This window comes from Aneurinibacillus sp. UBA3580, assembly GCF_002375825.1.
GTDB lineage: Bacteria > Bacillota > Bacilli > Aneurinibacillales > Aneurinibacillaceae > Aneurinibacillus > Aneurinibacillus danicus.
Map to the genome: position 1 here is coordinate 1 of NZ_DFMZ01000080.1, position 12,218 is coordinate 12,218.

11 protein-coding genes are annotated in these 12,218 nt (G+C 48.8%); 2 read left to right on the plus strand and 9 right to left on the minus strand.

The window, feature by feature from the left end:
- Positions 1–113 precede the first annotated feature (113 nt).
- From B2899_RS12075 to B2899_RS12100, 6 genes are all read right to left on the minus strand, one after another.
- Positions 114–1,208, minus strand: a complete 1,095-nt coding sequence (locus B2899_RS12075; RefSeq protein ID WP_286886099.1) for a Ger(x)C family spore germination protein — start codon at positions 1,206–1,208, stop codon at positions 114–116.
- Positions 1,205–2,308 (minus strand): GerAB/ArcD/ProY family transporter, encoded by a 1,104-nt coding sequence (locus B2899_RS12080; RefSeq protein ID WP_170230164.1) that lies wholly within the window; start codon positions 2,306–2,308, stop codon positions 1,205–1,207. The genes B2899_RS12075 and B2899_RS12080 overlap by 4 nt, the downstream gene beginning before the upstream one ends.
- 13 nt (positions 2,309–2,321) lie before the next feature.
- Positions 2,322–3,848 (minus strand): spore germination protein, encoded by a 1,527-nt coding sequence (locus B2899_RS12085; RefSeq protein WP_146809081.1) that lies wholly within the window; start codon positions 3,846–3,848, stop codon positions 2,322–2,324.
- Between the two features lie 108 nt (positions 3,849–3,956).
- On the minus strand, positions 3,957–5,162 hold the full coding sequence (locus B2899_RS12090) for a DEAD/DEAH box helicase (RefSeq protein ID WP_286886103.1): 1,206 nt from the start codon (positions 5,160–5,162) through the stop codon (positions 3,957–3,959).
- Positions 5,159–6,985, minus strand: coding sequence for an ATP-binding protein (locus tag B2899_RS12095; protein ID WP_246147241.1), 1,827 nt, complete (start codon positions 6,983–6,985; stop codon positions 5,159–5,161). Before B2899_RS12095 ends, B2899_RS12090 begins: the two co-directional genes overlap by 4 nt.
- Positions 6,986–7,699 carry a response regulator gene (locus B2899_RS12100; protein WP_146809083.1) on the minus strand — a complete coding sequence of 238 codons (714 nt, stop codon included), beginning with the start codon at positions 7,697–7,699 and terminating at the stop codon, positions 6,986–6,988.
- Between the two features lie 184 nt (positions 7,700–7,883).
- Here B2899_RS12100 and B2899_RS12105 point away from each other — a divergent pair, with 184 nt between their 5' ends.
- Positions 7,884–8,102: a hypothetical protein gene (locus B2899_RS12105; RefSeq protein WP_286886107.1), complete on the plus strand. Its 219-nt coding sequence runs from the start codon at positions 7,884–7,886 to the stop codon at positions 8,100–8,102.
- Between the two features lie 99 nt (positions 8,103–8,201).
- Here B2899_RS12105 and ccsB read toward each other — a convergent pair whose 3' ends face one another.
- The 3 genes from ccsB to resA are packed head-to-tail and all read right to left on the minus strand — an operon-like array spanning position 8,202 to position 11,578.
- Complete coding sequence (ccsB, locus tag B2899_RS12110; protein ID WP_146809094.1) at positions 8,202–9,389, minus strand: c-type cytochrome biogenesis protein CcsB; 1,188 nt, start codon at positions 9,387–9,389, stop codon at positions 8,202–8,204.
- A gap of 26 nt (positions 9,390–9,415) precedes the next feature.
- Complete coding sequence (gene resB, locus B2899_RS12115) at positions 9,416–11,035, minus strand: cytochrome c biogenesis protein ResB (RefSeq protein WP_246147242.1); 1,620 nt, start codon at positions 11,033–11,035, stop codon at positions 9,416–9,418.
- Between the two features lie 18 nt (positions 11,036–11,053).
- Complete coding sequence (gene resA, locus B2899_RS12120) at positions 11,054–11,578, minus strand: thiol-disulfide oxidoreductase ResA (RefSeq protein WP_146809085.1); 525 nt, start codon at positions 11,576–11,578, stop codon at positions 11,054–11,056.
- A 324-nt stretch (positions 11,579–11,902) separates the two neighbouring features.
- Between resA and B2899_RS12125 the strand changes: the two genes are divergently transcribed.
- Positions 11,903–12,094, plus strand: coding sequence for a hypothetical protein (locus tag B2899_RS12125; protein WP_146809086.1), 192 nt, complete (start codon positions 11,903–11,905; stop codon positions 12,092–12,094).
- Positions 12,095–12,218 lie beyond the last annotated feature (124 nt).

Here is a 12,218-nt window from a genome sequence, read left to right on the forward strand (position 1 = left end):
GAGACAATTGCCGGTCTTTCCCTCCCTCCAGGCCACACGCTCCACACGGAAAAAGCAACGGTCGGCACACGCCTCGCGAGTTTTTCCTCGATTACAATGGAGGAAAAGTATTATTATCGAAGAAGCCCCAGGCGGGTCAGTTTAACTTCCATCTCGACGTTTACTTTGATATGCGGATATTGTGCCTGCCACCACTTCGGGCTATAGCTGGAATACACGTTTTTCGCTTGCACATAGTTGCCCAGTCCCAGAGCATCCGAATTTGCCTTTTGCAGAATACGCATGGTTTCCTCTCCCTGTTGCTCCAGATGGCGGGCCACTTTTTCCTCCAGGTTCCGTAGCTGCTTCCTTGTTTTCACCTGAACTCCTTCATATTCCAATACCTGCCCTTTGACTTTCGCTTTAATATGCAGCGTGAGCTTTTTGGTCTGCGGATTGTAAGAAACGCTTCTTATGCGTGAGTTTTTCACGAACGACAAGGTAATTTTTGTTTTTTTGTCCAGCACCATGTTTAAATGATCCCGGTAGTTTACGCCGTCAAGCATCATGTATGAAGGCACAAGCTCCGCAGGCAGCCTTCCTGACATTTTCGAATCGCTGAACAGGGCCAATCCGCTTAATTTTATCCCCTGCTTTTCTACAATCATGTAAGGCACCGCCACAGCACGCCCCGGTGTTTTCAAATCACGAATAACGCTGCTTAAGCGGAACCTCGTCGTTCCCTGCACCCTTTCCTCCTGATGCAACACATTGTAAGTATACAGGCCTGCCCCCTGTTTGTCTCTCACATCGGCTTTCAGCGCATCGGCTGCCTTTCCTTTTACCACACCCACAAACATCATCGAACCAATGCTCGGATCACGGTAGAGAGGATCAACAATGTCCTTTATTCCACGGCGGGCGGTCTTCTCCCCGAATAAAATGACTTTAAGCTGTCCCGCTTCGACTCTTTTTCCGGAAAGATAGCTTAATTGTTTTCGTGCGTTTTTTTCGCTGCGTGCAACAACGGTCAGCAGTTGGGGCGAAAACCTCCCTTCCGGAATCATGCCCGGGAGCGTAACCGTAATTTGTAATTTATCAGAGCCGATTCGATCATACCCCGCCATTAAAACCAGACCCAAATCATCAAGCACTCTTCGGTCAACCGCAGTACAAGCGCCAAGCAGGACACACCCTAGCAGTATAAGCGTCCGAATCACAAGTTTCATGTCTTCTTCGTTCCTTTCCTAAAGTAAGACAGGACGACGAATGCCGCCGTATAGACACCCAGCACATACACCCAGATGACGCCCAGATATAACAGAACCTGGTCAATATCGAGAAAACGATCCGGTATAAAGAGCAGCGTCAGGAAAATCAGTAGCGTCAGCGTGCCCGGCTTGCTTAAGAATGACCCTTTTCGGATATGCTGGATGCTTTGTCCGCAGATAAGAATAAAACCGGTAACCGAAAGAAGAATCAGCATACTCCATGTACTCAGTCCGATGATTTCGACACGTTCAATAAACGGAAGCTGCACCAAACGGAACATATCCATCGTAGGATAGGATTGATGCTTCAACATATCGCTTCCATACATTCCCGTTGCCCCGACGATAATCAAAAAATAAACCAATGTAGTAAACCAGTGGCCCAGAGATGCATACAGTAGTGCTTTTTTCTTGGGCGCGATAAGCGGATAAAAGAAAAAGACGATTTCAAAGCCGAAATAATCCAGCATGATATCTTTTGTGGCTTTTGCATAGTCTTTTATTTCATGCTGGAAAAGCGGGAGCATAAATTCCCACTGAAAATTCAAGTAGGGATAAATCAGAAAAATCATAAGCCACACCGTAGAAAGAAGAACCACAACGCTAAAGCGGGTCAAAAGAGAAATACCGCCGCGCAAAATGAGATAACACGGATAAAGAAACAACAGATACAAAAAGACCGGGGAGCTGGCGGTAAAAATAAAGTCCTGGAGTATGCCAATGAAATCACGCAGCAAGAGCACTCCGAGCAGGAAATAGTACACCCCGATAAGGATGGAAAGAAACGAATTCAATGTTTTGCCGAACAGGATATGCCCGACTTCCAAAAGCGATAAACTCTGATATTTCCGAAGCACATAAAATATACATACCATAACGAACTGGACGAGAAGTGCCGCTAAAATAGCCACAATCCAACCTTCTCTTCCCACATCTTCAGCCATCACACGCGGCGCCCGCAGAATCCCAACCCCTACCTGCATGGTATTGACCAGAAAAAATAAATAAACCGGGTCAATGGAAAACCCGCCCCCGTATACGCCTCGACTCTTCTCCATGTACCACACTCCTTCAGCTAGGCTTGTTGCCGTTTCCACGACGGACATCCTGTGCACGATTCAAAGAAGACCTGTTTAAAAACAGCGAAAATGGAAACCGAATAACACTGTCTTTCCAGTCAGCTACACGGATAGGGATGAGCGGTGACAGGTATGGCGCGCCAAGAGAGCGCATTTCCAGCAGGTGAAGCATAACGACTACAAATCCGATAACAATACCAATGATTCCAAAGAATGCAGACAGGATAATAATCGCATAGCGAATGACACGTACCGCATTTGCGAGCAAATATGACGGAATCACAAAAGAAGAAATGGTGGAAGTGGCAACCGCAATGATGAGAAAGTTACTTGTAAATCCTGCGCTTACCGCAGCCTGCCCGATTACGATACCGCCGACAATACCGATGGTCTGCCCGATTTTGGTCGGCAGGCGCGCACCCGCTTCGCGCAGGAACTCGATGGTTACTTCCATAAGCAGCGCTTCATACAATGGAGGAAACGGAACTTTCGACCGCGTCCTCAGAAGCGTCATCAACATATCGCTTGGAATCATTTGATAATGAAATGTAGCTATCGCCACATAAATGGCTGTAAAAAACAGGGCGGCAAACAGCCCGACCATGCGCAAAAAACGGAGCAGCGAGGCGGACAGCCAGCGGTTATAATAATCGTCAGGCGACTGCAAAAATTCCCAGAATGTACTGGGGGCGATCCATGCATAAGGGGAGCCGTCCGCGAGCACGACAATCTTGCCGTCCAGAAGCGCCGATATTGCCTTTGACGGCTGTGTGGAAGAAACAAAGTTAGGGAACGGGGAATACGGATTGTCTTCTACAAATTCGGTCAATTCCGCAATGTCCGTAATGCCGTCGCGCTGTATGCTTTCAAGCCGCCGCTTCATCTCGCCCACATTCCACGGATTGGCCAGCCCTTCCATCCACAGAACACCGACCATCGTATTCGTCCGTTTACCGACAAGCAAAATATCGAAGCGCAAGTCAGCCGACCTCATACGCTTGCGAAGCATGCCTACGTTCGTCATCAACGATTCAATGAAGTTTTCCTGTGGTCCGAAAATGGTCGTCTCATTTTCCGACGGCTCCACAGACCGTTCCGGGGCACGAAACACATTCACCGCGATCGGAAACCCTTCGTCATGCAGGACAATGGCCCAGCCCTGTACAAGCTTTGTTATACAAGCTTCAATGTCCTCCACCTGTTCTGTTTCGCTGCCGCCCAGCATTTCGTTCATGGCTTTTACTTCACCGCGTATAAAATGGGCGGACAACGGCCGGATTACATACGTATCTATATATTCCGGAAGGACAATCGTACTCATATAACAGCAAATCACCGACTCTAAGCGGCGGTGGCAAAAATCCGTCATTTTACACAAAGTAGACAAACGTGCAAAATCGGCTTCCGCTCCTTTTCCCATTTTTTTTGACATATGGTCTATCATGTCGGAAGAGGAATGGGAAACATTTCCGTGAGAATAGACGCGGTGCTGAAAGATTCGTTTAAGAAAACGCAGCATGCTCTCCCCTCCTTTTGGCTTCTGTTACTTAGCTTGGATGATTAGGCAAAAATTATCCGCTCACACAAACAAAAACAGCCGGCCTCATTCGAGGTCGGCTGCACTCATTTATTTCCTGTTATGCGTCTTTTTGAATTTGGTATTTTGTTTTTTCTTTAATGGCGGACGGGGGCGCCGCTCCTGCGGCGATATAAGCCGTCCTTGAAACAACACGCGCTCCGGCATTTCAATATGAAGCTGTTTGGCGAGCTTGCCGGCCATAAACTTTTCTTTCGGCTCAAGCAGTGTCACCGCCATGCCACCTTTGCCCGCACGGCCAGTCCGGCCTACCCGGTGGATATAGCCGTCCGTATCAAGCGGCAAATCAAAGTTAATGACATGCGTAACATCGTCAATATCAAGTCCACGCGCCAGCAGGTCAGTCGTTACCAAACATCGGATGTCACCTCTGCGGATGCTATTCATCGCCTGCTCGCGTTCCGCTTTTCTCGTTTCGCTGTGAATGCCGGCGATGGACACTCCCTTGGCAGCAAGCCAATTCGCAATGTCGGCTACCTGATGCAGTTTTTTGACGAAAATCAGCGCACGTTCCGGGTTCAGTGCATGCAGCAAACGACGCAGCGTTTCAAATTTCTCCCGCTCCGGTGTCACAATGAAACACTGTTCGATGAGCTCCGGCAGGCGAGACTTCGCACGAATTTTAATCACCTTTGGCTCCTGATCCGTCCACTTCCTGCCCCACTCTTCTACCAGCGACGAAATCGTGGCCGAGAAGACGGATAGCTGCCGATCCCGTGGCGTTCGCTGCACAACCGCTTCCACTTCGCGGATCATGCCGGATTCCAGCATCTGATCGGCCTCGTCAATGACCACCATCTTGACTTCGTGCACTTTCAGCTTTTTCTTCTCGATTAAATCATAGATGCGACCTGGCGATCCGACGATAATGTGTGGTTTCTGTTTCAGTTTTTCCATCTGGCGCTTGATGTCCACACCGCCCATAATAATTTGAAAACGAATGTCGGTTGCGTTGCATAATTCATCAAGCACGTGGCGAATCTGCACGGTTAATTCGCGGGTAGGGGCCAAGATTAGCGCCTGGGTCGCGGAACTGTCCGCTTGAATCCGCTGCAGCAGCGGAAGCAGATAAGCAAGCGTCTTGCCCGTGCCTGTCTGTGATTCGCCTACCACACTCCATCCTTCGAGCAGAAACGGAATGGCCTGCTGTTGAATCGGTGTCGGCGCCTTGATATTCATATTCGCAAGCCCTTTTAACAAAAAAGGGGCAAGCGTACTTTCGGCAAAAGTTTTCATCCGTGCTTCCCTTCCTCAGGCTGAGTCGGCAGCTGGATGGAGAACGTTGTGCCCTCGCCCAGCTTGCTGCGTACGGTAATCGTACCGTGATGGCCTTGTACAATATTTTTTACAATCGACAGTCCCAGACCCGTTCCGGCACGGCCGCGTGTCCGGGCTTTGTCGGCTTTATAGAATCGCTCGAATACAAACGGCAGATCCTCCGCCGGAATGCCGCTTCCGGTATCGGTTACTTCAATCGTGTACATCTCATCCTGTATGAACGTACGCAGCGTGACCGTTCCACCATGTCCGGTATGGCGGATCGCATTATCAACCAGGTTGGTTAACACCTGCTCCATCCGATCGTTGTCAAAGTAGAACGTCCCATCCGCCGCCTGCCAATCCAACTGCAGATGAATTCCCTGCTCTTTGGCTACCCCGCCGAATTTGCGAATGACTTTATCTTCGAGCTGCAGCAGATTCGCAGGCTGAATCTCCAGTGGAATATGCCCGGCTTCCATACGGGCCAGGTCAAGCAGCTCGTTGACGAGGCGCGACATGCGCAGTGATTCGTCATAAATGATCTGGGCTAATTCTTTCTTTTCTTCCTGCGACTCAGCGATATCGTCAATAATCGCTTCGCTGTAGCCCTGCAGCATCACGAGCGGCGTTCGCAGCTCATGCGAGACATTGGCGACAAAATCTTTGCGAAGCTTATCGAGACGGCGTTCCTGCGTCATGTCACGCAGCACGGCCACAGCGCCGCGTACCTGAGCATCATCATACAGCGGCGCCATAACAACGGCATAAATCCGTCCTTGCACAATCACGTCCGTTACAACTTCTTCCTCGTTTTTTACAACTTGCTCCAGAATAGAGCGCATAGAAGGAGGAAGTCCTTTTCCCTGATCGCTTTCGTCTTCTTCAGCTTCTGCGCCGCCTTGCTCATACTCCCAAGCTTTCAGCAATTCATCAGCCGGTGGGTTCGTAACAATAATGTGCCCGTTGCGGTCGAAAGTCATTACACCGTCCACCATGCTTTTCAGCACGCTCGCCACCTGTTCTTTTTCACGGGAGAGCGCAACAATTAAATCGTTCAGCCGACCAGCCATGTGGTTGAATGTGCTGGCCAAATCCCCTATTTCATCGTTCGTCCGAATGGAAATTTGCGTCGAGAAATCGCCGCGTGCGTATGAATCAGCCGCTTCCTTCATGGAACGGAGCGGTTGCGTAACCCGGGACGATAGGAAAAAAGCAAAAAATGTCGTCAAAATAATGCCAATGGCAGCGGCGTAAAAGATTAACCGGGTCGTCTTATAGGTCGTCTCCCTCAATTCTTCCATCGTCTGATATAAAATCAGCTCGCTATTCAATCCCTGCGAATGAAGGGGAACTGCTACCACAACAAACTCTTCATAATGCGGTACGCTGCTTTTGGGCGGCAAAACCGAGAAAAAGTCCCGCGTAACGGCAATACGATCATTGTCCCTCGCCTGTCTCAGTACCGGATGTTTCAGGAACTCTTCCGGCCTTACTTCCGGAATGGAAGCATTGTTTGGCGCTGCACTGTCCTGATTATAATTCCCGAGCGAACCGGTAAGTACCATCCGCGTATCATACACATCCACCAGTTCTCTGGCAATGTTAAGCGTTTTCTCGCTGTCTTTGTAAACAAGAATGACATGCGCCATATTTTGCGCCAACTGCTTTAAGTCCTCCGTACGCTGCCGCTCGTAGAATTCGTCCAAAAAGGACATAAGCGTCAGGCTAAGCACAGTCAATACGACAGCAACCAGACCGATGATTGTAATCCAAAGCTTAAAAACAACCCGGTTTAACACTTACTTTGGCACCTCAAGCTTGTATCCGATTCCCCAAACGGTCGCAATCATATTCGCTGCAGCCGGAGAAATTTTGTTGAGCTTCTCCCGGAGACGTTTAATATGGGTATCTACGGTACGCAAGTCTCCGAAGAACTCATAATGCCATACGTCCTTGAGCAAATCCTCACGGGAGAAGACACGGTCCGGATGGCGCGCCAGGTAATAAAGCAGTTCATATTCTTTCGGCGTCAGGCTTACTTCTTCACCGGCAACCATCACGCGATGCGCATCATGATCAATGGATAAATCCGGGAAGACAAGCACATTGTGCGAACTGCTCGGCGTCGTGAGAAACGCGGTTGCAGACGAACGGCGCAAGAGCGCTTTCACCCTGTATACGACTTCGCGCGGACTGAACGGCTTCACCACATAATCGTCTGTACCGGACTCAAAACCCTGCACGCGATTGGCTTCCTCACCTTTTGCCGTTAACATAATAACCGGGGTCGCTTTCTTTTCGCGCAGCCGTGTACATACTTCAATACCGTCAATACCCGGCAGCATTAAATCAAGCAAAATAACATCATAGTCGGTAGCAAGCGCCATCTCAAGAGCCTGCTCTCCGTCTTCAGCTTCCTCTATTTGGAAGTTCTCTCTTTCCAAGTACATACGCAGCAGGCGGCGGATACGTTCCTCATCGTCTACTACGAGCACTTTGGCTTGATGTTCCATTTTCTTTCACCTCAGTTGACATTTTCAATAATAAGTCTGTTTTTCTACTTATTTTACCATTTTAAGCAACGAATTTGTGACCATAATCGTACAAATTATATGTTACCCAGGTTACAAAAGACAAGCTTTTGTTTTAATCTGGAGAGTTGTGGAAACAATATAAGAGCGAAAGGAGTGAGCTTCCATGAAAAAACAGGAACAAAACATTCGCTACGATTCCGAAGGTGAAAAAATCGTCAATCAGGAAATTATGAATGCCTACCAGAGCGGCGTTATCGGAGACGATGACACATACTCTCAGATGGGTGACAATCCACTAAGCGCCCATCGTCCTGAGAGCCGCCAGGAAAACCTTATGCAAGACAGCGAACTTGAAGAAAAAAGTCCTGACGATTTCGAGTAGTCTCTTCGCACGCGGTTTTCTTTCCTTAGCCCGTCACTACTTTAAAAAGCGCCTCGCTCAAATCATACAGAGCGAGGCGCTTTCGTATCATTATTTCAATTACGCGTAAGAATGAAGCCCCGAGATGACAAGGTTGACGAAGACAAGGTTGAACATGACGATGATGAAGCCGATCACGGCCATCCACGCCGATCTCTTGCCCTGCCAGCCGCGGGAGAGGCGCAGGTGGAGATACGCGCTGTAGAATAGCCATGTAATCAGCGCCCATACTTCTTTCGGGTCCCAGCCCCAGAACCGTCCCCATGCCTCGTGCGCCCAAATCATCGCGAAGATAAGCGCGCCAAGCGTAAAGATTGGAAAACCAATCGCGATGGCACGGTAGCTAATCTCATCAACAAGATCCGGTTCCAAATCCTGCACCCACCTGCCGACCACGCCGGAAATGCGGCGGCGCAGCGCCAGGCGGGCCGCTCCATACAGCAGCGTACCACCTGCCACAGACCAGATCAGCGTATTGAACTTGCGGGCCGCTTGGTTTCCTTTCATGAATCCCGGTGCCTCGAACCAGGGTTTCATCTTGTCTGTTGTCTCAAGCGTACCGTCTTTAGGTCCGACAATCGCCGGCATATGGTATTTTACCTGGGAATCTACCACCTGGCCGGTCGACATTTGAAACGGCGCTTTAAATGTGGCCTGATATCCTGCAAGCTGGAAAGAGAATACAAGTACGATGAAAGCAACCAGTGTACAAATAACCCACATAACAAATTCGAGCCAGCTGGCCGACTTAGATTTCTCGTTCGGATCAAGCGTACGCAGCAGGTACATTAAACCGCCGGCAAAGCCGACCGCAAAAGCACCCTCACCAAGCGCCGCAGTCGTTACATGAATCTGCAGCCAATAGCTCTGCAGTGCCGGAATTAACGGCGTGATTTCACGTGGAAATACCGCTGCGTACGAAACGATAAGCACGCTGAATGGCATAACAAACGCGCCGATAAGCGGAATACGGTAAATAAGATATATCCCCAAAAACGCAAGGGTCATGGCAAAGCCAAGGAACTGCATAAATTCAAACATGTTACTGGTTGGAATGTGCCCGCCCACATACCAGCGAATTCCGATAAACACCGCATGCGCGAGAAACCCGATGACCGCCGCCGCGTATGCGAAGCGGCCGCGACGGCTCTGCTCCTCAGGCGTACGGTTGCGGAAGCTCTTGCCCGTTACGGCAACAAAAAACAGAATCGTTGCGACACAGTAAAAAATAAACGCGATGGTCAGCATAGTATTGCTGAGACCGATGAGACTATTCACGATTGTTTTGCCTCCTTCTCCAATTGTGCGGCGGAGATATGGTACCCGTTCGCTTCGAGAATTTTCACGACTTCATTCTTGATGCCAAACCAGTTTTTATTGGTGTGCGCTGCCACCAGCAGCTTCTCTTCTTCAACCTGGAACCAGATACGACGATGCTGCCAGTAGAAGCCCATCACAAGACCGAGCATACTGACCCCCGCGCCGAAGAAGATAATCGGCAGGCTTGCGTCCTTACGCACCATCAATCCGCTCATATCGACTAAGTCCGGCTTGGCAAACGCATACGTGACTTTCGGATCTTTACCGTCTGCCGTCAGCGTATCGCCGAGGAAAATCCACTGCTTCTCTCCGTCCGGTGTCTTCGGAGAAATGGTATTCACGATAAATGCCGGATTATTCGGCTCCGTCGACTTCGTAATCGGCTGCTTCATATCATCAAGGGCGAAATCAGGAAAATATTGTAGTACCTGTACCTTTACATTGTCATTTACTTTGATTTCTTTCGGCGGAGACAGCAAGTCCAGTTTTACGCTGCCCAGCGGTTCTTTAGTCGCTGTATCAACCAGATTTAGATTGAGCGCCTGCAGTTGATTTTCTTGTTCGCCTGCTTGATATAATAATAATCCTTCATACTTTAATGGATGATTAACCTCAATGTCATGCTTCGCAACCTGCTTTAACTTCGGTTCCGAACCCGGAATTTCCGCGTTTTCATTTTCATAGAGAACCGCTTTTGTTTTATATTCCTTTACGATGACACCATTTACGTCCAGCTTCTCGGGAAATTCATCATCCTGGTAGTACTCTTTAATGAACTGTTCGTTTTTGACATAATAGTTTGTCTCCGGTACCGGGACGGTTTGCCCTTCACGTACCCAGACATACTGGTCGAGATAGAAACCGGGAATGAGGCGCATTAAACAGCCGATCAAAAAGATAATGAGCCCGATGTGGTTGATATACGGACCCCAGCGGCTAAACCGGCCTTTTTCACCCAGTAAAGCGTTCTCTTCGCGTCGTACGTGATAACGTTTTTTCTTGAGTGCTTCTTCAAGCGAAGCCGTCAACTGTTCTACCTCTTTGCCCTCGGCGTTCAACTCCACACTAACTTTCTGGATTTGGAGGAAACGCTTGTCCCTTTTGACGCGCTGTGTTTTCAGCGCGCGATACAGCGGCACGACACGGTCGAGGCTGCAGACAACAAGCGAGATACCAATTCCTAACATAAGCGCGATAAACCACCAGGAAGAATATAAATTATGAAAGCCGAGTCTATAATAAATAAGCCCGAGAGTTCCATAGGCTTCCGGGTAGTACTGCTCCGCCGGTTTCGGCACCGGAATATAGCGCTCCTGTGGAAACACCGTACCGATGGCCGATGCGATAAGCGTCAACACAATCATGATGACCGCATTGCGCACCGAAGAGAAGAAGTTCCAGATGCGGTCTACGATCGTTTTGTGGTATGTTTGCGAACGCCGGGCCGCGCCTTCGTAACGCATATCCACCTTCTTACCAGCAACCTCGCTCGCAAGCGGGGCTCCGCATGATTCGCACAGCATGGTACCGACCGGATTCGAATGCCCGCATTCGCATTTCACATTGTCCAACATGGTTTCACCTCAAATTTCTTACGGAGCAATCTGTTGCATATTATCATGAATCGTCTGATATGACATCGGACCGCCCACAATGTGCTTATAGAGCGTTCCATCCGCTTTTATAAAAAACGTAGAAGGCATTTCGCCGATCTGGTATTTGCGAGTAATGGCCCGCGACGGATCCATTAATAGTGGCAGCGCATCCAATTTGTACTGGCGGGCAAACGATTGGACCGGAATTTCCGATTCTCCTACATTAAGCGCGAGAATCACCACGTTCTTATCCGCAAATTCTTTCGCCGCTTTATTCAAATCCGCCATCTCTTCGCGGCACGGCGGACAGTACGTTCCCCAGAAATTCAATACGACCGCCTTGCCCTTCAACTGGCTCAGCTGGACTTTTCCACCGCCGACCTGCTGGGCGACGAAATCAGGCACTGGTTTGCCGACCTGTACCGTCGTCTTGTCTTTAAAAAATGCGCTGTAAAATGTCCAGCCAACCGCCAGAACGATGACCGCCAAGACGATTAGCCGTGTTACCTTACGCGTTCCCATACTTGGGCACCCTCCTCAACACACTGCAGTAGCTACTGTTTTCATTGTCAAATCAAGGATAACTATACACATTATAACGGCAATAAAAATTAACACTTCACCTACTTTTTGAACGTTTCGTGACAGCAAACATTTCCATTTACCTACAATATTAGCTTATCGCAATTTGCTTTTCATGCAAATCCACAGGCATGCTTACGAAAAAACGGGTCAAATAATGCATAAATATTTATTTACATATGTATTTATTCGTTGTAGAATTGAATCTATCTTAAGCCGCACGACCGGCTCAACGTTCGATAAAGAAAAAGGAGTGGACGCGAGATGATCCCGACTGAGATGCAGTGGAACGCTTTGCTGCAGCGCCATGCGACCGTTACTGTACATACGAAAAATCAGAAAGTGACAGGCGATTTGTACAACGTGACGGACGAACAGGTGATTTTAATTGTGCCGAATAAACAGGACCTGTTCGAAGTGATTCCCCGCGTGGATATCTATGACATTACATGGTAGCTTCATGCATAAATATCTGGTTTTAAAGAAATGGCGATTTCCAGCCATTTTTCTGTGAAAATCCTGAAATAAAGAAGGAAGGAGAGAGAAAAAAGATCTAAGGAAGAAAAAGGTGTTCGCCTTT